The organism is uncultured Methanospirillum sp. (assembly GCF_963668415.2).
GTDB lineage: Archaea > Halobacteriota > Methanomicrobia > Methanomicrobiales > Methanospirillaceae > Methanospirillum.
Window position 1 is genome coordinate 3,645,984 of record NZ_CAXXDL010000001.1, and the last position, 21,386, is coordinate 3,667,369.

A 21,386-nucleotide genomic window follows, 5' to 3' on the forward strand; every position below is an offset into this window, starting at 1 on the left:
CAAGGAGTAGGAGGTTATTCTATCTTTGGTACGAATAATGCAAGGTATTAAGGATGTTCTCTTCTGCGTTCTCCTCCTCGTTCACACCGATCTGGTATACGATTCTCACCATATGGTTGATGATTAACCATTTTTTATTCAGATATCTGAAAAATACCATATAACAGGATTATAATACAGGGCTATAAATCGGTATTGCTATTAATATTGGGATGAATTTGCTTTTATTGCAGGTGACATCCAATTTTTTTATACAGATTGATCCTGACAGTATCGTGGGGATGAGCATCAACATAATATTGACCGGTATAATCATACGGTTTCTTGCTATCCGGACATTTGGCTGATTTTCTGAATCGTAATTCACGTAAAAGAAGAGCACAGGATTATAAAGAACTGGTATATCGCTATAATATATGGAATAATGCTAAATTTGTTCACAATATACCAGTTATAATTTTCCTTTGTATATCGGTCAGATGTTGAAGATGAGGAGATAAAGATTGGATCATTACTCGCCCTCAAATCACCATAAATGTGGTAAAAAAGTGTATAGTTTACTTTTCCCGTTTCAGAACCTGATATAATGCAAAGGCATAGTTTGACTCTGCTTTTTTCGTTCCGGTATTGATGTAATTAATCGTGAGAGTATCATCAGCGGTTATATCTGCAATATAAGTCCCTCCGCTTGAATCAACAATAAATACTGTCTTTCCATCAGATCTGATACTCCCGGCAATTAGCTCCTCGACCATCTTTGTAGAATCATTAAAGACGTTCGTACCAAAGACCACGTTTCCCGTTTGATTGAGAATCCAGTAATCTTCAGTACCTGTGGAGTTCAACAGTTCTCCAGAATACCTGAATCCTTCAATTTTTTCTTCAACCCATTTTCCGGTAAGATTCATTGATGATTCGGCACTAACCGAATAGATTCCCAGGATGATAAAAAAAACCAGTACAAGAAGCAGGTTCGCTTTCATATATGTGGAATTTACTTTCAGTCAGATATACTTTTTTAAAAGACATCTCGTTAATGTGTACCTCGATGGGAAGAAGATTATTAAAAAAATGTTGAATATCTTTGATTCGACTGATATTTCTGTCAAGAATAGATAAAGTCTCCAACAAGACTGGATTGATTTTATTACCGGAATATATAGGAAGAATCGTTTATAATGGGATGAGATCTATATTCTTAAAATACAGTATGGAGCAAATCGTGAGAATTTCAGGCTCCAGTCTCTCTGACTTACAATAACATTTTGCAGAAAAACAGATATACCTACCTTTTATATCCTCTAAAAATGACTTAATCTCCAGGAGCATAAATTGCCATGAGTACATTATCGGCTATAATACACGACTTTATTCTTCCGATTATCCTGATCCTGAATATTTGTTTTGCGATTACCGTTGTTTTTATTGAGCGAAAGAATCCTACTGCTACGATTGCCTGGCTCATGGTCCTCGTGTTTATCCCGGTCATCGGGTTCGTTCTCTATCTCTTTTTCGGGCAGAGTTTCTACCGGGATCGGATGTTTAAAATCAAAAAGGAGGATGATGAGCACGTATCTGAAATAATCAAACTTCAGAAGAAGGAACTCTTCCGGGAAGATCTGCCTATTGGACAACCGATTCCAGAGTCGTATCGCCGGATGATGCTGATGCTAATGGAGAGCAGTCGTGCTCTTGTCACCGTGCATAATAAGGTACGCATTTTTGTTGATGGTAACGACAAATTTTCTGCACTCCTTGAGGCAATTCGCGGTGCACAAGATCATATCCATATGGAGTATTACATTCTCAAAGATGATGAGATCGGGAATGAAATATTTACTGCACTAATAGAACGAGCATGTGCAGGGGTATCAGTCAGATTTCTAGGTGACGGCCTGGGTGCTGCCGGACCTGGTAAGGAATTTTTTAAGCCATACCTTGAAGCAGGTGGCAAACTGGCGTTCTTCTTCCCATCGCTCATTCATATAACTCATCCCAGGATTAATTACCGTAATCATCGGAAGATTGCAATTATTGATGGGAAAACCGGGTTTATTGGGGGATTTAATATTGGAGATGACTATCTCAGCAGGATTGCTGAGTGGGCTCCATGGCGTGATACTGCAGTGCAGGTTGATGGAGATAGTGTCGCAGCTATGCAGATCAGGTTCTTCCTTGACTGGAATTATGCTGCCAAAGAGGATGAACTGATATATGATCAAAGGTATTTCCCGGATCGACATGATTCTTCTGGCACATGGCTCCCGATGCAGATCGTCTCCGGTGGTCCGGATACGTACTGGAATCCGATAAAAGAATCATACCTGAAACTGATTCAGTTGGCATCTGAATCGGTGTACATTCAGACGCCTTATTTTATTCCTGATGACAGTATCCTTGATGCATTACGAATGGCCGCATTATCAGGAATTGACGTCAGAATAATGATGCCGGCAAAACCAGATCACTGGTTTGTATACTGGGCAGGGTATTCGTATATCGAACAACTGCTCGAATCCGGAGTCAAAGCATACACGTATGATACCGGTTTTATTCATGCAAAAACTATCGTTATAGATGAGGCTGCTGCATCTGTGGGAAGTGCGAACTGGGATGTCAGGAGTTTCCGGTTAAATTTTGAGACAAATGCCATCATGTATGATCAGGAGATTGCAAAAGAACTGAAGAATTACTTCCTCAAAGATCTTGAGGTCTGTTCTCCACTGGATAAAGACCGGTTTGCTGCACTCCCATCAAAGGTAAAGTTAAAACTCTCAATCTCCCGGGTATTCTCTCCGCTTCTCTAAATTATTTTTTTGGGCATTACCGGATTCTATACCATACGGATATGGGAGAAAAGATCAGGTATCAGATCTTTCTAAAATGGTTCTATCTGTCAACGAATGTGTTATTTCAGAGACTTTCGATAAACTATCGTTTTTCAGACAACCATTCTGAAGAAAAATTTATGTTGAGGAATTTTTCGAATTTCAGTATGATCCAGGATGCATTAGATAGTAAATGTGTATTCGAATCAATTCAGTGAAAATTACTTCTAATTTATGATAATTTGGCATTTAAGAAGATAATTATGCATAATTATTGAAAAGAATTACTTTTCATGTTAATCTTGACCTTCTTTTTGTTTCATGTATTCTCTTCCCCAGACGCTGATTGCATCAAGGACAGGAAATGCAGTTTTTCCAAGAACGGTTAGTTCATACTCCACCCGTGGAGGAATTTCTGGATATGCGGTTCTCGTGAGTAAACCATCAGCCTCCAGTTCTCTTAGATTTTGTGTAAGAACCGACTGGGTTATTCGGGGTATACTCCTCTGTAACTCCAGAAAACGGAGCGACTTTTTGCGCAGATGCCAAAGGATCTCAGGTTTCCATTTCCCACCGATGATAGAAAGATAGACATGTATCGTATCATCAATAAGTATTTCATCTACTATTTTAGATTTATTCGTCATTTTTCAATTAGTATTCAATACAGTACTATATTGTATTGAGCATACTGGTATGTTTTTCCTCCTATCAGGTAATTTTTATGAGATCTGATAATGGTGGATTTATGAAGGTTAATTTTTCTATTGACAGTGATAGATGTACCCAGTGTGGCATATGCAGTCAGGTATGTCTCTCCTCAATTATTATCCAGGATTCAGTCACCAGAACTCCTGCAATTGCAGATGATTCACGAGAATATTGCACTGTATGTGGTCATTGTGAGTCGTTTTGCCCGCATGGGGCTATCAGGATCGATTCTCCTGAAGTGGTTCCATTTCCAGAAATGTCGTCAATTCAGAAGATTCAACCTGATCTGGTGAAATATTTGATAACTTCACGACGGACTATCAGGAAATATCAAAACAGCCCTATTCCGAAAGGAAATCTTATGAATATTCTTGATATAGTGCGGTATGCTCCAAGCGGGTTTAATCTGCACCCGGTAGAATGGATGATCGTAATGGATCCTGCTCTTATTCATAATTTGTCATCTGCAACTATCACATGGTTACAGTCCCTGCAAGGAGGAGAAAATTCTGATGAATACGCCTCGTTATTACCAGTGATCTCCACAATTCTAGCAGTGTGGGAATCGGGAGAAGATCCTATCTGTTATCATGCCCCTGCTCTTATCATTACTCACGCTGACAAGACAGTTCATAGTGCCGGATACGATGCCATCATTGCTCTCAGTTACCTGGACCTTATTGCCCATGTGTATGATCTTGGTACCTGTTGGGCTGGCCTCCTGCAAATGGCGTTATCCGGTTCACCTGAAGTGTATGGATTGCTTCCGATTCCACCGGGTCATGTGGTACATCATATTTTGATCATCGGAAAGCCACTGTATGATGTTCATCAGATTCCGAAAAGACCTCCTGTGAAAGTGTCTTTTGTATAATGGATGAATCCTGGATAATACAGGAAAAAAAAATGGTTCGATAGATGTTGCAGCCTTATCGATCCAAAGCTGCCACCGGTTTGGAGAATATATCTGATAGTATTATCAGTATCTCTTATAGCAGGGATATAAAAAAGCAATGAACCAAAATAAAGAGACGAAATTTTATCTCAAATACCAGAAATCTACAATCATCTTGTAGAGAAATGGTAGTGTATTACCATCCAGGATACGGATAAAATTCTACATGTCCGGGTATTCTTACCGGTTCTCTGAACTATCTTCTTCTTTATTCTGCAACACCTGGTTATTGGTAAATTTTGCCGAATATCGGGAGAGGGTATGGGTTATCCGGTTTTTGTATGCTCTACTATGTGATCCGATCAAAGAACCTGTGTAGGGAACAAAACTCCAGGCAATAACTCCTGCAGTTGCTCCTTTGCGGAGATATGATCCGGTTTTTCCGACTACAATATTCTCTCTCTTTCTGATACATGCAAGAAATTCTTCAGCAGTATCAGCTGGTGCTCCGGTCAGGACACTACCGACATCAGAGAGAAGATGAGCATCTGAACCACCGGTAAACGGAGTGGAGTATTTCTGTACATACTGAATTGCCTTATGATTCAGGTTCCAACTCATACCTCCACAGATTACCTCGAATCCGTCTATGTGATCAAGCACCCCGGGCAGCATCTGTTTTTCTACGCATTTGAGGACACCCCGGTTTATCCCGAAGTATCCATACGGATGAGCTGCAATCCGGAGGCATGAGTACTCTTCTGCAAGAATGAGACACTCGGAGACAGGGAGATTTTCAGGAACTTGTGAACCTATTCGCTTCTTTTCTCGGTTCAGGTCTTGGAAATAGTCTTCAAGTTCACTGGATGTCTCGAAATAGATGAGGAGATGAGGACCTTCCCGGGTCTCCAGTTCAATGCCGGGAATGACGAGTAGATCTTTTTGAGTTATGACTGCTTCAATGGCACCCTTGATCTCGTTGTGATCTGTGATCGCAACTCCAACCTGGTTTTTCCGGGCATATGATAGAAGGTCAGAAATACGGGTCATTCCATCCGAATACCGGGTATGAAGATGCATATCAACCGGATGGCACCCTGCATCTATGAGAGATACAACTTCTGGTTTTTGGTACTGGATACTCCCGGGTTCGAATGATGTCATGTGTTTGATCAATCCTGTTTTTTGTATTCTCTTGGATTCACAATACAGTGGATATCTGGATACAATACATGAGGAAATTCCTTTAGAAGATTGTGCTCAGTAAGAAGATGAGATTACCCATCCATCCCGGGTTTGGTATCCGGGTATATCGTGCTTCAGGAAGATGAGGACGAGATATGAGATCAAAGTGTCAGGTTAAATGTAGAGAAGAATGCCAGATATAACCGGGAAGGAACGAGTAGCCGTAACTGAAAAAATCAGAAACAGTGTTCTCTCCTGGTATGTTTCATGTAATTTGGATTTCGGTATGATTTGTCAACATACGTACATAAAGGATTTATATTATTTCGTGCAACTATATGTTACATAAAATGTCTAACAGGTTAGAGGAAAACAAGGAACATTTCTCTGCAAGGATATCATCATTTTTGGTTCAAAAAATAAAAGAAAAATCTAAAACTGAAGACCGTTCGGTTACATCTGTCGTAGAAGAGGCATTTTTACAATATTTTAAAGACGAATTGCCTGGTTTATGTAAATCATGTAAATCTATGAATGAACCCACTGATCGGTTTTGTAATCGATGCGGAAAGCCACTTGTTGAAGAGGCCTGGGAAGATTATTTTAAAAATTTCGAGGAGTTCTGGAAGAAAGATGAATATCTGGAAAAACTAAAGAACATGCTTGTTGAACACTCAAATAAAAAATCTGAAAGTGTAAGTGATGGATAATGACAATCTCTGTGAGAAATGTTTCATGAGTGGTATTATAATTATGATTACTCCCGAAAGATTTCTACAATATTCAGGTCCTAAAACCCCATATTCAATATTCTTACTTATTAATTGAAATCTCATCGTACTAATATTACATATCATGTAATCACTCTAGAATTTCTGTTTACTAGTAAGAATGACTTTTAAAAATTCGATAATAATTCTTGAATTATGTCATCACCTCTTGCCTTTTTAAAAACACCATGATATGGTCAAGTATCAGATCTGGATCTTTTCTTGCAATCATATGATCACCTTCCAGAAGGATTAACTGAGAATGGGATATCCCCTCATGTAATTCTTGAGCCATTGAAACCGAAGTTGATCGGTCTGTTGTTGTATTTATAATGAGAGTGGGAGCATGAATTAAGGGTAATAGTTGCACACTGTTAAATGTAACCAGTGCATTAAATTGTATTTTAAACGAGGGTATTGTTGGAGGAAATAGTAATGCTTTTTCCATAAAACCAGGCATTATCATCGTGTTATATAATCTATCATATGCTTCCAATGCTTCAGGTTCATCAGGTCCAGGTGAACGGGCAGCGGCGACATGAAGAATGAGACTTTTTACACTCTTTGGATACCTGCTGGCAAGTGACAATGCAATCCGTGAACCGGTAGATATTCCCAGGATATGAGCAGTCTTAATTTTAAGAGAATCCATGAGACATGCTGTATCATCGGCCATCATTTCTATTGAGTATTCATGATCAGGTTTACCAGAACGCCCTGTACCCCTTGTATCATAATGAATAATCTTGTACAGCCCATAGGCCTTCAGTTTGAGTAAGTCTATAAATGAGAGGATTTCACCACCGATTCCCCAGATAACAATCAAAGGAGACCCAGTTCCATGCACTTCATAATACATTGAGATACCATTGCAGTCAGTATTTGGCATATGGGATAACCATCCTACATTTGTAATTTCAGATATTTTTTATCAAATTGAAAGAGAATACATCCTCTCTCATCCCAGTGATTACACACATCACAGTTCTTATGATCCAAGAGGCATTTTCTGCCTGTACTTTCAAATGGACACCCATCACGTTTTTTGCAGACTGCACAACATGTTCCGGTTGGTCTGTTTGCAATATAATCAGGATTAAGATATGAGTCAGTATTCATCAGATAGTCACTTCCATAAATGAAAGAAAATCACAGACACTTCGATCAGCATTTTTTCCGGTAAACAAGAGATTTTTGTACTCTTCACTTCTGATAATTCTGATATCAGCAAAATTCCACTGACTCATAAAATTTCTCTCAGCATGATCAGGAATTCCAAATTTCAATGGTTCACCATTCAATTGAGTGAATTTTACAATATTCTTGGCATACTCATTTTTTTCTCCGCTAACCACAGATTCTGGATAATAATCAAAAAGGATCTTACTTCCAACCGGGCATTCTTTTGAGAAATATTGGAATATCCGGTGAATGGAGTCTGATGATAGGTACATAATCAGACCTTCCATTATGACAAGAGTTTTCTTTAATTCACTAAAGCAGGAAGATGATAAAGCAACATCCAAATCCCCGGTTTCAAGATTTAATGGAATATAGGTTACATTATCAGGTAATGTTCCAAATATTCTTCTGATTATCTCTTTTTTTACTGATTGAGTTTCAGGGTGATCGACTTCAAAAACCTTAAAATTGTGGTCTATTTCAGGTGTCCGATACGGACGAGTGTCATAACCAGCTCCGAGAATTATTAGTTGAGCAAAATCATGTGAAATACACTCGTTAAGGACCAAATCAAAATATTTGACCCTGGCACGAATTGAGTTTCCCAAACCTGGAAACAGGTTTTTCATCTCCCGAACTTTCTGTTCTGCTTTACGGGGATGTTCTGCTGCAAACTTCAGGATCTCCGGGTTAATGAAATGAACAGCATATGGATCGGAGAATATTCTCACATCTTCGGGAAGCATCGTTTCTGCAAGACGATGCATTGCCATACCTTCAGCCATTCTGCTTGGTGTTTTTGGTCTGCTTTCTTGCATATCTGGTTGTTCTATATTCCGTGAATCATCGCTCATGTTTACCATACTCCTGGAATGAGACGAAATCTGACTTCTTTCACGTACTCATTATACCCAAACAATTCTCTCTGTAGAGTTTCATCCTCCAGGTATGTTCGAATGACAAATGCCGTTACTACAACTGTTGCCGGAACGAGGGCCCATACAGAGCTCAACATGAAACATTGAAAAATGGTGTAGGAACATACTCCAAGATAACCAGGATGACGAAGAAATCGATATGGTCCATGAGAAATTACCTTATGACCACGTTCGGACTGGATTCTTACTGTTGTTGAGAAAAAGGTATTAGATAGAATTCCCCATGCAAAGAGGACATTACCAAATATTACCATGAGAACCGAAAAAACCTGGATACTTACCGGGATATCGCCAGACCAACCAAATCGATGATCGAGACCTGCGATAATCCATGTGATTACTCCAAACAGGAATATAATAATCAGGAGATATTGATCCCATTTTTTAGAGTCTGGATGTTTTTTTGTTCGTTCCTTCGAGAGGTCTGGATTGATATATAGTGTGATGTACGAATTACTGATCAGGAAAATCAGTACGTATAACCAGCCCATCGACCAATTAATCGTTCCAGCGGATAAAAAAAGCAAAACTCCGGTTGGAAGATTAAATAGAAGCAGTATCTTAATTATAGAACAAATCCGGATTATATTTTCAATTCTTTTGTCATCAAGAGAATTAGTCATTTCTGATACCTCCAGATGAAAATTGGATGGGCATTATCAGACTGTTCTTCTTAAATTGCCGGTTGAGACAAAGTAACGAAACACAAACATCAGAATTTAATCTATTTGGAATGAGATTTTTGCCAATATTCCACACCTTACTTCTCTTTATTCCAAAAATTATTGCGATTTTGCTCCAATTTTTGGAATAATTTCTGTCTTTTGGTTGTTGAACACAGTGATGGTATAAGTATCCAGGTTTTCTTGTTGTTATTTTCAAATCACGTATACTGTTCAAACTGATTATCCCGTAAATTGGATGGTTCACAAATATGTGAATCCATTCAGCGTTTTTTAACCGTTTGCATATATCAGAAAACATTCTTGATCGTATGTTTTCCGATATGATAAATGTATTCATACAAGATGTTCAAGAAAACTCAACAGTATGTCATTGAATAATTCCGAATACGGTATGAATAACTCAATTTTAAGAAATGATAATCGAAATTACTGAAAGCCCTATTCATCTTACAATTCGAATCCAGTCTAAAGGTTATTTATTGATCAGTGTATGTTCTTCATATAGAGGGATTCTAGAACTCAAAGCAGAGGTCAGGAATGTAAATATGAAGTAAAAATACGATCAATAGATTACCGAAAAAATTGAAACTATTGTTACAGGAACACTATTGAAACGATTCCATTCCCTATGGAGAAGAATTCAAATGAACATATATGAAGTCTTCATTATGACGAATGTCACAAAAAATATCCTAGATTAAACAATTTAATGACAAGAAGAAAGGAAGAAGAAGAACCCTATTTCTTCTTTGACGAGGTTTCGAAATTCTTTGAGTCTTCTTGGTTTTTCATAAACATATGAGATTCAAATCCATCCCAGATCTTATCTATCTTGTCTTGAGACAGCCATAATGTAGATAATAGATGTATCCCAAGATACTGACTTACTATTAAAAATGCGAATGTTTCCGGATCAATGTCATCATCCAATTGATGATTTTTTTGTTCTATCTCAATAATTTCCTTTATTGTTTGTATAAAATCCATAAGAAATTTAGAGAGCGAATTTTTCTCTATGGTACTTCGTTGGGCTAACGCAACCATCTCAAAAAAAACTCTGCGTAATTTATAATCGTTTGAAGAAAATTTATTGAAGAGAACCTGTAAAAACTTGTTTATTGATTGATTGTAATATTTTTTGTAATGAACTCGCTTAAAATCTTCTTCGATATACGTATAGACTTCTTTTACAAGGGCATTTTTGTTTGGAAAGTACCAATAGACGGCTCCTTTACTTACTCCAAGCCTGGTAGCAATCTCATCAATGGTAGTTAAGGCAAATCCTCGTTCTGCAATAACATCAATAGCTGCCTGAATAATCTTCCTTTTAGCATCATCCTTATAGCCAGGAATTACTTTAGGCATTCATTAAAATGTATGGCTATAAAAACTTATAATAGAAGCAGTTGCATTTTCAATGAAAAACCGGGAATTGAAGACAATATGAGTGCTGAGATGGTTTACATCAAACATTGGACATTTTATTATGTAACACATCTGCAACCACGGCGAATCAGGAAATCTGGTTTTTAGAGTTCTCACAATTATCTTTTGTATTTGTAGAAAGAATGAGATGAGAACAGTTAAATGTCTCAGATCATTGATTGAGCATCATAGTATACAAACACAGTTTTCAGACATTCCCGGTAATATTCAGTTCAGCAAGTGGACCTTTAGAGAGGACGATATCCTTAAACTCATATCCTCCCCCCTCTTTTTTGTCTGTACTATTAAAGATTGCAGTTGTCAAGTTTTCATCTCCAAGATGTAATATATGAAACCCGTCACCTTTCTCGACATAGACATTTATCGGCATATTAATGTAGATATTAACCTGGGTATTGTTAGGAAGGTTCATTGAGGAGTTTATGACATTACTCAAATTGCTAATATTCGTATCTAGATCTATTGATTGAGCACCAGATACCGTGATGGCTCCTATTAATAGAACAAACAGACATGCCCAAAGAGATAATCTTTTCATCTTCGTAAATGTGTATGGATCGATATTAGTAGTTGTTGTTATAACCCGGGCAAGTATCGAGAGATATTACCCGGGAGATCGCATCTCGTTCAATTTTTGTGGTTTAATGCCGTAAGAAAGATCAATCCGGCAATTCCTTTTTGGATGATTACAAAGAGTATCAATTCATATGACACTTTTTTACTATCAGGAGATGTGTTCCTCTGTGAAGTCTGATTCTCAAATATGGAAACTACATAAACGAGGATAATACCGGTAAAACAGAATAATTTCTATGAATAAAGCTGTTTCAGGAGATCTGATATCTGACAGAATGATATCACCCTCGACTGAAGGTCTATTACATAGTAGAGATAGTACTGTAAATTATGATCCCACGAATCCTCATTATCACATTGCTGTTAATTCTTTTCACCAATACACCCGCTACAGCTGAGAATAACCCAGTCATAGGTGCATACTTCTATCTTTTTGATGACGGGTACAACAACACCATGAATATCCAGGGCGATATACCATGGAATAAGATAAACAGACTCTATATAGCCTTTGCAACGGTGAAAGACGGATCGCTTACGAATATTCAAACCGATGGATCAGAGGATCTGGCTGATGAACGAATAAAAACAATAGTAAATCTGTGTAAGAAGGCCAATCCGGATGTTGAAATATTTATCAGTTCCAATTACGGGTTAGATGTAACTGAAGAATATCTCAACGCTGCTGACAATCCGGAGGAATTTGCCGAGAGCGTTCTGAATTATCTTCAGCGGTACGATCTTGACGGATATGATATGGATTGGGAAGATCACAAAGCCGATGCATACAAAGATGAGCAGATACGGCTCCTCGATGCATGTAAAGATGCATTTGATGCATCGATCCGAGGTCAGGAAGATCGTCCATACGTTCTGACATGTACAATCTGGCCCGGAGTTCATGATCCTGAAACTGTTGTATCATATGTCCCCTATGTTGATCAGATGAATCTCATGACCTATGGGACAGGAGATGCATATGATCTGTCAACCTTTGCCAAGCAGTATCATGATGCAGGAGTTCCCTATGAAAAGATGATTGGAGGAGTAGAAAGTGAGATTGATTACTCTGATAATGTTGGGCCTGACACAAATGAGTCGATACAAGCAAAAGGGCAGTTGGTACAGGAAAAGAGTATGGCCGGGTTAATGAACTGGAGGATGGACAGCGACATGGTTGGTACGAACTCTGATGGAACTATAACACCGTCATTTCAAGTAACTGACCAGATATACAGAGTTTTATCGGGAGATTCTTAAAAATTAAACAATAGAACCCAAAAAATATTGAATTTCTGTTTCAATTTCAATTCTTTTTTGTTTGGATATGAAGATATGTGAAATTTCCTGAAAGAAATGACTTTAAGGAGATGTACGACAATTACTCATACATCGGAACAATTTTATTTTGATTTAATCGGTTGAATTAGAAAAAATGAGAGACCCAACAAAATTTGAAATTCGTGGAGTACGAGTTAATCTTTTACGGCCCCTAACGTAAAACCAGTGGAACAGGTGTAAGACAATATGGAGTACGAATAAGATTTGATATCAGTTAAAGGGACAAACATGGTTTCTATGAACTAGATCAAGGACTACAGGGATTATAACATCTTATCCGACTCTGATTATCATCAGGAATATTCCTGCCCCAAGAGAGAAGCAGAACAATTTCTGGAGATTTAAACTATTTCAGGAAAAATTTTACATGGTGGAACCGGTTTACACATCTCCTGGATACAATTATCAGGTGTTTGGGTCCCTGATAATGTCCAATTCCCAAAAAAAATCCCAATCTCTCTTTTATTCACAAAGAGTTGTTTAGATTTTATATTCTAATTCTCAAAAAAATCGTATTACCATTATCCCAAAAATGGGTTATTTCGTTACTATTTTTTCAAGTAATGTATTGTTAACTCCGGAGAGAGGAATGGTAGTGTTTAATTCATCCAGATATGCAAAGCACGGGACCCATTTTATTGTTCCATCCGGTCCTTTTTGAGGCAGATAGAAGTAATAATCTCCATACTTCCGGTCGCCATTTTTATCAACTTTCAGCCATCCGGTTGCACCGTACATATTGTTGCCAAGGATTTCTGCGAATATGAGGTTCTGTTCAAGTGTTGACGCATTATTCTCAAGAATGCGGGTTGCCATTACAACTTCATCATATGGAAGGATCTCGTAAATACAAGGCTGATGTCCATCTGTTGCTGCCTGAATTTTATCATACACATGCCAGTAATTAGAATCCGCGGGTTGTGCTATATTAAAGGAGATAGTAGCTAAATGAGTGTCATATGCAAATTGTGCTGCAGTTTCATTCCGTAAGATCATAGGATTGAGGGCAACTCCGTCCATTCCAGACCACTGGACCTTTCTCAAATTCGGATATGCAGATGCCTGTGCCAGGAGATCACTGATCTCATCAATGGATATCGCAAAGACACATACATTCTTTTCACCATACGTGTCAATGAGAGATGATACCGAGGAATTTAATTTTTCAAGGGTATTTGTGAAATCCCGTGTCCCTGGAGAATAAATAACAGTATCAGAAACCTGGGTTATACTTTTCACTTTTTCAGATAGATCAAGGCCATATAAATCACCTCGTGATACAACCACAGTTTTTTGCGGTATTGTTCCGGTAATTACCGTGTTATAATTTGCAATTGCGTTGATGAGTGATAAATCTCCAGGACATAATCTGATAACTGAATCTTCTGGTTTTGCGAGTTTTACTGAAGATGTTGGATTAATTGAGAGTATCTTCTCACGTGAGAGGACCGGTAAGCAACCAGATAGTTCTTCTGAAGTAGTCGGACCAACGATTATCTGGGCACCTTCAGAGACAAGGTTTTCAGCTGCTGTAGCTGCACTATCTGAAGTACCGTCTGTAAATTCTTTCCATATTATAACAGTAGTGGTTTTGTTTAGTTTTTTATAATAATCGTTCAGATCTGATGCTGCTAGGTCTATTGTTGTTTCTATTCCAGGAGCGAATGAAGCAGTATCACCGCTTTTATCAATAATCGCTCCGATAGTAATCTGTTTCTCGGCTGATACTACAGAAATCAGTAATATCGCTACTAATAGTAACCCTAATAATCGATTCATTTTGGACTCCGACTCTCTTTGAACAACCCTGTCTTTGGAATAATGTCTTAAGGGTAACGTGAGAGTATGCCCCGGATTTATTTATTATTTATGAAATTGACATTGAGGTAAATACAGCCAGAATTCTTTACCTTTCCATTTTTCATTCTAATTAATGGTTTATTATATGAGAATTTTTCCGGCTATGATGAACAACCGATTAAAAGCCACTATAATAAGGACAGTTCATATTAAAAAATATCCGGGTTAATGAACAAGAGAAAAAGAGTTCGGGTTCACCATATTTTCCAGTTTTACAAGGGTATTCATATTCCGGACCGTGCCCTCTTGTAGTGATGATGGTATCTTTAGCTTTGATCTCCCCATACCATCAGGATAATAGATATACACTTCACGCGTACCCGGGCGGATCTGTTCTGTTCCACTTGTAACAAACTCACCAGCAACATCCGGGTTCACAGAAGCAGAAGTGAGAAGGACACCGATCTGTGATCCCGGAAGATCAGGAAATGGATTATTTCTGGTTATCTCTTCAAGTTCCTTAGGTGACCGGATTATCGTCGTAATAACTTTTCCATATGTACGTTCAAGTTCGTTCTCTATTGTTCCTCTCAATTCTTCTTCAGAATAGGGAGTTTTGAGAATTATGTTTCCGCTATTGAGATATGTTCGGACATCCTGGCATCCCAATTCTTCAATATGTCTGACGAGTTCTTTCATCGAAACCATTGTGTTTCCTCCGACATTGAGCCCCCGAAGGAACACGATGTAGGTGTTCATGTGTTCCATTTTTTTATCCTCGTTATTCTACCAGGTATGTGAATGTGTGAGCCATCTTTTGTATTGTTTATATGAGAGTGAAATCTCTTTTCAGTTGTTCTTATCGGAGAATAGAATATCGTTTTCTGTAGATACGGTATTAACACCTCCTGTAGGTGAGGAATTTTGCCAGGGGTGCAAGTGTGACCTCAGGTATCAGAAACAAGGTAACCCCTATCACCGGGCTCGGTCTATGTTGGTGATCATGGATCATTTTTCAAAAAGACTCCTACTCTCATCGTTTTTCTAATTTCCGGAAAAATATTCAAAGTTTTTCTCTTCAATCCAGATACTATTTCATAACCTTTATCTGTAGTGATACTAAGAACTCAACTATGATCCGGCCTTATGCTTCATTTTCATACCTTTTTCTGCTATCCTGCCTGGTTTTCACAAGTTCAGTCGTATGTGTTTCAGCTCATGCATCAACTGTACCGGATTGCCCGGAGTGTGGGATGATATGGGCCGATACCTGTGAACCGTTTGAATCAAACAACGTATCTGTATACAATGATCAATTGAATGCTTCCTTCTCATCCGTAATGGCCAATATTACGCCGGTTCCGGATCTCAGAAATGAATCCTGGAGTGATGCGTTCAAAACAACCCATTCTCTACTCAAAGAGCGGTATGCATTCACGACATGGAAGAATATCGATTGGGATACCTTGTATGATACATATGCACCGACAATAGCAGATGCAGAAAAGAGAAATGATAGTGCGTCATATTACCGCACGATTCGTCAGTATCTCTTTTCAATCCCTGATGGTCATATCAATGTTCTCTCAGAGAACGGGGACTTTGGTGCCCGGTATGCAGATATTGGCGGTGGATATGGTATCAATGTAAACCTCCTGGATTCCGGACGATGTATTGTGAGTTATGTATCAAACGAAAGTGAAGCCGAAAAGGCTGGAGTCCGTTTTGGTGATGAGGTTACTCAATGGAACGGAAAGGAGATTCATGATGCCATCAATGAAACGCCGTACATCTGGGCTACAAAAAAACCATCGACAAATGAAGGCATTCTCTTACACCAGCAACGGTTTCTGACAAGAGGTGCGGTGGGATCTGAAGTAATATATTTCACTGGTCTCAAAAGATAATCAGTCAAAGAATGTTCTTCTGACTGCCTTCGATGACCGGTATGATACAGTCAACCGCTCTTCATTCTTCCTTGGTAAAAATATAAATGATTATGGCATCGAAAATGTGTTGCTTGATGTCAAGCCACAGATCAGCCCTGATCTCATGACCGTCAGGATTCTTGACGGTGGATATACCTACATAGCGCTCTATGAGGAGTCATATGAGGTTTACCAGCCGTTTAAAGAGGCCGTGCTCTCTGCTATTGCCAATAACACTGCTGGTATCGTACTAGATCTGCGGTTTAATGGTGGCGGTGATGACAATCTGGCCTCCTGTATCGCGGGTTGGTTTGCGAAAGAGCCTGTTTTCTACGAGTTTGTTACAACCTATGATCCCGGGGTCCAGAAAGTGAAAATTACCTCTGCTGCATGTACAAAACCACGACCTCAAATATATGAAGGCCCGGTAGTTATCATGGTCAGCCCGGATACGATCAGTTCAGGTGAAGGAGTTCCGATGATCATGAACAAGACCGCCAGAGGTAAAGTTGTTTCATGGTATGGAACGGACGGGGCATTCGGCATGGTTACTGCAGCTGCAATACTCCCATTAGATATGGAGATATTATATCCGGATGGTGCTTCTTTGAATGAGAATCGAACCATCCAGATGGATAGTGATGCATCACGGACTGGAGGGGTTGCTCCTCATGTCCGGGTCCCTATGAATGAAGAAACTCTTGCCAGGGCAATGGCAGGAGAAGATGTTCAGCTCACATATGCAGTACAGGCCTTACAAAAACAGTCTGAATGAATACATATATGCAGGTCTTAATAAGCGATGGATTCTCAATAATCTGACAGAAACTATCAGATGTGAATTTCTATTGGGTTGATACCCAATCATCCCCCTTTTCCTGTGTACCGATCAAGAATACTCTGCAGTTCTATTTCTCAAGTTCGCATCTGTTTATGTATTCCATATATCCTTACCTGCAGGATCTGTTCTGATTCCTGTAGCACTAAAGGATACAATTATATTTTTCTCACCATAATATACCCTATATCAACTCTCGGAGTGTAGAATTTCCAATAAATGGGGTAAATAATGGGTGTAACGAGTAATATCAATGGACAAGATCTGTACCAGATTTTATATGCCAGTACAGGAACTAAACTGCTTCGTACTGAAGATCACAAAGAAATGATCAACTCAATGATCATAGGTACATGATGTACTCAAAATCCTCCTTTATCAGCATATTACTACTATTTATACTGGTTTTATTTACAGTAGCGACCGGTATAAGTGCAGCAGAGACAGCCATCAGTATACCCGGGATGAATACGAGCACTCTGCTTTCATCCCAGATATTTGTGACAGGCACTGAAAATATCACCATCCCCGCATTCCCTGATTACCGGACTGATATTGAAGAGCCTGAATTACCAGTGAATGATTTAAATCCGGTTGTATCATCAGGTACATTCGCAGATACCGGATTGGAAACGATGGGTAGTGCAGTTCTCGTTCCGATCACCCCGACTCCGGAGGGTAGTGGATATTATTATTTCAATACCACAGGAACTGATCAGAGTTATTATATCTCTTCATCCGGATCATACACACTCCAGAATGGGTTCTCTACAACGAACAACACCGCGATTCGAATCGGTGCATCTGATGTGGTTCTTGATGGAAATGCACAATCGATATCAGGAACACTAAAAAATACGGGAGTCGCCATCGAGTCTGGAAGATCAAACATATCTCTCAAAAACTTTAACGGAATCAAGCAGTTCTATTATGGAGTTAAAACGACAGGTAATCAGGTAAACCTGGTAAATAATTCAATCTCTGATAATATGTATGGATGTGCAAATAGTTTTGGCCTGAATTTTGCAATGATCCATAATACCCTCATAAACCAGACTTTTGCCGGAGTTCTTCTCTATGGAGAAGATCCACAATTAAAAGAGAACACGTTTAGTAAAAATGGTTATGGGCTGCAGAGTTATTCAAATAACCTGAGCCTTGAAAAGAACATTTTTACAGATAACAGGTATGGGGTAACGAACTCAGGAAAATATCCGACAATTAGAGAGAATACCATATTACGTAGTCTTTTGTATGGAGTTCTCCTATCTCCAGGAGATGGCGGCGTATGCTCAGAAAATTTCTTCGGACATAACGAAAACGCCATAGGATCGAATGTTCCGAATTTTATCATATCCAATAATACAATATCATATACTTCTCTTTACAGGTATGGGATATTTTCGACAGCAAAGAATGTGACCATCTCCGACAATACAATCTCCAATGCCGGATATGGAATCCTTTTGATCGGAGCAGACGGACGTATAACACATAACAGTCTTTATTCATGTTACTTATCCGGTGTATTTCTCATAGGTGACAATGGGAAAACTATTGCCAACACTGTCCGGGATACATCAGCGGATGGGGTAGCATGTCTAGGAACAAATTCTAGTGTCATCAATAATATTATTACAAATGCGACAACCGGACTCGGAATCGCTGATAGTTACAATACAACCGTGACTGGGAATCAGATCAACCAGATAAAACGGTATGGCATATGGATCAGAAATGCAGATGGAACCGGTGAAGGAGTAATTTACAATAATTATCTAGGAAGTCAGACAAATGTCGGAGGGGAGGGGAATTTTAGTAATTACCACTATGTATGGACCAACCCATCCGGACCACAGCGAGGAACAAATGTTGTCGGAGGGCCGTTTATTGCCGGAAATTACTGGAGCAATGAAAATGGTACTGGATGGTCTGATGAGCAGACTCCAAACGTTACCGGATATACTACAACTCCATTCATAGTCCTAACGGGAATGTATGATACTGCCCCTCTTGTTCCGCAGAAGTCAGTGAAGATCAATTCAACTGCAAATACCTGGGGTGTTGTTGTTCCACAGGGGAACAATTCGTATCAGTCATACACGAACCAGACTTTTATCACCCAGGCAAAGCCAGGAGCAGATATCACTGATGTTATTGTGGATTCGAAGTCACAAGGAAGCGTACCAAACTGGACTTTCTCCCAGCTCACAGAAGATCATACAATTCAGGCGGTTGGCAATGCAACACCAGGGCAGGTTCATGCATTCTTTAACGGTTCGACCCGATACGGAGAGAAACCTCTGACTGTCTCTTTCTCATCAAAAGAATCTCTGGGTACACCCTCCTCATGGTACTGGCAGTTTGGAGATGGAACAACCAATTCAACCCAAAATCCGGTTCATGTATATGAAATCCCAGGAACCTATACCGTGACCTTACGTGCTCTGAATAATCAGACCGGAGGGTATGGAGTATGGAATAACTACATCACAGTCACAGATGGGCCAGGTGTTGAGCCTACCCCAACTCCAGTACCAGGAAAGATTACCACACAGTTCTCAGCGTACCCGACAACCGGAAATGCCCCGCTGATTGTGGACTTCAAGGATCTCAGTATAGGAAATCCGGTATCATGGAACTGGGACTTTGGTGATGGATCCTATTCATCAGTGCCGAATCCAACCCATACCTATACTTCACCAGGTTCCTACCCGGTGACGTTGTCTGTCACAAATAAGGACTTTGGCGGGAGCTTACGAATTCACGATGCAATTGTTGCAACGTGAATGATAATCCGCTTTTTTTAAGGTATACAGGTTTAACTTTTCTGGTGAACGGGGTGATTTCACCGGTATATACCAGATGCATTTGATATATCCAGATGAGGCAGTGAATTTGTGTGTCATCGCCCAAGTATATAGTATATTGGGAATATCTCTGTGATAAAAAGGAAGTGAGGAGGAGTTATTCCTTTACCGGATAAAAGGAGACAGTCTGGCGAACACCATAGTTAAACCATGATGCGACTTCGGCCTGAGCTTTCTGGCTGTATTCTCCATTATCCTTTACAATTCCCCAGAGGATATAATGTCCTTCTCTTGCATCTCCAGCTTCATTTTTCATTGCTAATCCTGCAACACCAACATATGAATTAGAAATAGCAATCACTTCATCACGAAGGGTTTTCGCATCGGTGTTTCCATTCATGAGAAGGGTTCGGTATGCAATGTTTGTTGCATCATAACACCCATATGAGGACCCGTCAGGTTCCTTTCCAAGGGTCTTTTTCAGCGACTGATATACCGGATTTTGTTTGTAATTTAAGTTTGGACCTACAGTAAGGCCGGTAAAGTTACGCTCATATGCATATTCGGGAACGTCCCCGGAACCGGTTAATGCCGGTGTGAGTGCATTACCATCACAGCCATACCATCTCACCTTCTCAAGATTTGAGTATCCATTCGTTTTTGCATCCTTGAAGATCTGCTCAAGTTCAGTGAACGAGATGACATACACAGCGATTTTTGACGCATCGTTTGTCTGTAATTCATCGCTAACTTTTTTATCGAGTTGTGATAGAGAATCTGTGAAAGAGGTCGTAGTCGGGTCATACCAGATGCCTTCATCAACGGTGATGGAATCTGATAGATTGCTCTTAACTGTCTTAATAAGACCCTTTCCCCAGATATCATTTCTGGCAAGTGGAATTACTGTTGTGATATTATCCTGCTTAAAGAGATTAACGACAGAAAGACCCTGAACAGAATCATCTGTGTTAAACCGAAGGATATTATCATCAGGTATAGATAATTCAGTTGCTGAAGATCCTACAGATACTATGAGAACGCCGTTTGAGTCTGCATACTCCTTTATCGCTTCAATCTGTGCACTTGAAAGATAGCAGATAACCATCGTGACTCCTGATTCATGGAGCTTTTGAATTGCATCAAGTGCAGATTCCGGATCTGATCCGATCTCTGTTGTAACTCCCTTCACCTGGATCTTTGAACCACCATCTTTCAGAAATGTGTTGATATCAGAGATCGCAAGGTTAAATGCAGTTTTGGATGATTCTCCTCCTGCTGTTAATGATCCATTCGTTGGAAAGAGACCATACAGGGTTATAGTCGAGGTATCGGAAGACGTACTTTCCGCAAGAGAGATCTGACATACACACAGCCCAATGAGAAGAAGAACACAGGTTATAACTCGAAGTGAGTTATCTGTACGAGAAATGATCATATGTTACATCATTTGGG

Annotated in this window: 18 protein-coding genes; 7 read left to right on the top strand and 11 right to left on the bottom strand. The window is 39.3% G+C overall.

Annotation, left to right across the window (positions count from 1 at the left end; translation table 11 throughout):
• Positions 1 to 557: 557 nt before the first annotated feature.
• A complete protein-coding gene (locus tag ACHZA2_RS17150) occupies positions 558 to 983 on the bottom strand; it encodes a hypothetical protein (RefSeq protein ID WP_319537689.1) in 426 nt (141 codons plus the stop codon).
• Between the two features lie 354 nt (positions 984 to 1,337).
• Between ACHZA2_RS17150 and cls the strand changes: the two genes are divergently transcribed.
• Entirely contained in the window at positions 1,338 to 2,807 is a 1,470-nt protein-coding gene (gene cls, locus ACHZA2_RS17155; RefSeq protein WP_319580721.1) for a cardiolipin synthase, read from the top strand.
• A gap of 317 nt (positions 2,808 to 3,124) precedes the next feature.
• Here the strand turns inward: cls and ACHZA2_RS17160 are convergent, their stop codons facing one another.
• A complete protein-coding gene (locus ACHZA2_RS17160) occupies positions 3,125 to 3,475 on the bottom strand; it encodes a helix-turn-helix domain-containing protein (RefSeq protein WP_319580722.1) in 351 nt (116 codons plus the stop codon).
• A gap of 101 nt (positions 3,476 to 3,576) precedes the next feature.
• On the opposite strand from ACHZA2_RS17160, the gene ACHZA2_RS17165 reads away from it, so the two are divergent.
• Positions 3,577 to 4,413 carry a nitroreductase family protein gene (locus tag ACHZA2_RS17165; protein WP_319580723.1) on the top strand — a complete coding sequence of 279 codons (837 nt, stop codon included), beginning with the start codon at positions 3,577 to 3,579 and terminating at the stop codon, positions 4,411 to 4,413.
• A gap of 261 nt (positions 4,414 to 4,674) precedes the next feature.
• On the opposite strand, the gene ACHZA2_RS17170 is transcribed toward ACHZA2_RS17165, so the two are convergent.
• Positions 4,675 to 5,598, bottom strand: a complete 924-nt coding sequence (locus ACHZA2_RS17170) for a PHP domain-containing protein (RefSeq protein WP_319580724.1) — start codon at positions 5,596 to 5,598, stop codon at positions 4,675 to 4,677.
• Between the two features lie 371 nt (positions 5,599 to 5,969).
• On the opposite strand from ACHZA2_RS17170, the gene ACHZA2_RS17175 reads away from it, so the two are divergent.
• A complete protein-coding gene (locus ACHZA2_RS17175; protein WP_319537684.1) occupies positions 5,970 to 6,329 on the top strand; it encodes a hypothetical protein in 360 nt (119 codons plus the stop codon).
• Between the two features lie 214 nt (positions 6,330 to 6,543).
• Here the strand turns inward: ACHZA2_RS17175 and ACHZA2_RS17180 are convergent, their stop codons facing one another.
• The 5 genes from ACHZA2_RS17180 to ACHZA2_RS17200 all read right to left on the bottom strand — a co-directional run bounded on the left by ACHZA2_RS17180 (position 6,544) and on the right by ACHZA2_RS17200 (position 11,179).
• A complete protein-coding gene (locus tag ACHZA2_RS17180; protein ID WP_319580725.1) occupies positions 6,544 to 7,278 on the bottom strand; it encodes an alpha/beta hydrolase in 735 nt (244 codons plus the stop codon).
• A 229-nt stretch (positions 7,279 to 7,507) separates the two neighbouring features.
• The gene (locus tag ACHZA2_RS17185; protein ID WP_319580726.1) at positions 7,508 to 8,425 is read right to left on the bottom strand and encodes a class I SAM-dependent methyltransferase; all 918 of its coding nucleotides are present in this window, start codon (positions 8,423 to 8,425) and stop codon (positions 7,508 to 7,510) included.
• 2 nt (positions 8,426 to 8,427) lie between these two features.
• Positions 8,428 to 9,132, bottom strand: coding sequence for an isoprenylcysteine carboxylmethyltransferase family protein (locus ACHZA2_RS17190; RefSeq protein ID WP_319580727.1), 705 nt, complete (start codon positions 9,130 to 9,132; stop codon positions 8,428 to 8,430).
• An 801-nt stretch (positions 9,133 to 9,933) separates the two neighbouring features.
• Positions 9,934 to 10,560 carry a TetR/AcrR family transcriptional regulator gene (locus ACHZA2_RS17195; protein ID WP_319580728.1) on the bottom strand — a complete coding sequence of 209 codons (627 nt, stop codon included), beginning with the start codon at positions 10,558 to 10,560 and terminating at the stop codon, positions 9,934 to 9,936.
• A 268-nt stretch (positions 10,561 to 10,828) separates the two neighbouring features.
• Entirely contained in the window at positions 10,829 to 11,179 is a 351-nt protein-coding gene (locus tag ACHZA2_RS17200; RefSeq protein WP_394698619.1) for a hypothetical protein, read from the bottom strand.
• Between the two features lie 395 nt (positions 11,180 to 11,574).
• On the opposite strand from ACHZA2_RS17200, the gene ACHZA2_RS17205 reads away from it, so the two are divergent.
• Entirely contained in the window at positions 11,575 to 12,477 is a 903-nt protein-coding gene (locus ACHZA2_RS17205; protein ID WP_319580730.1) for a glycosyl hydrolase family 18 protein, read from the top strand.
• 618 nt (positions 12,478 to 13,095) lie between these two features.
• Here the strand turns inward: ACHZA2_RS17205 and ACHZA2_RS17210 are convergent.
• Positions 13,096 to 14,337, bottom strand: coding sequence for an ABC transporter substrate-binding protein (locus tag ACHZA2_RS17210; RefSeq protein WP_319580731.1), 1,242 nt, complete (start codon positions 14,335 to 14,337; stop codon positions 13,096 to 13,098).
• Positions 14,338 to 14,583: 246 nt separating this feature from the next.
• On the bottom strand, positions 14,584 to 15,126 hold the full coding sequence (locus ACHZA2_RS17215; protein WP_319580732.1) for a DUF1697 domain-containing protein: 543 nt from the start codon (positions 15,124 to 15,126) through the stop codon (positions 14,584 to 14,586).
• Positions 15,127 to 15,491: 365 nt separating this feature from the next.
• Here ACHZA2_RS17215 and ACHZA2_RS17220 point away from each other — a divergent pair, with 365 nt between their 5' ends.
• From ACHZA2_RS17220 to ACHZA2_RS17230, 3 genes are all read left to right on the top strand, one after another.
• Complete coding sequence (locus tag ACHZA2_RS17220; protein ID WP_394698620.1) at positions 15,492 to 16,265, top strand: hypothetical protein; 774 nt, start codon at positions 15,492 to 15,494, stop codon at positions 16,263 to 16,265.
• 109 nt (positions 16,266 to 16,374) lie between these two features.
• On the top strand, positions 16,375 to 17,061 hold the full coding sequence (locus ACHZA2_RS17225) for a S41 family peptidase (RefSeq protein WP_319580734.1): 687 nt from the start codon (positions 16,375 to 16,377) through the stop codon (positions 17,059 to 17,061).
• 416 nt (positions 17,062 to 17,477) lie between these two features.
• Complete coding sequence (locus tag ACHZA2_RS17230; protein WP_319580735.1) at positions 17,478 to 19,913, top strand: PKD domain-containing protein; 2,436 nt, start codon at positions 17,478 to 17,480, stop codon at positions 19,911 to 19,913.
• Between the two features lie 178 nt (positions 19,914 to 20,091).
• On the opposite strand, the gene ACHZA2_RS17235 is transcribed toward ACHZA2_RS17230, so the two are convergent.
• Positions 20,092 to 21,369 carry an ABC transporter substrate-binding protein gene (locus tag ACHZA2_RS17235; RefSeq protein ID WP_319580736.1) on the bottom strand — a complete coding sequence of 426 codons (1,278 nt, stop codon included), beginning with the start codon at positions 21,367 to 21,369 and terminating at the stop codon, positions 20,092 to 20,094.
• Between the last annotated feature and the right edge of the window lie 17 nt (positions 21,370 to 21,386).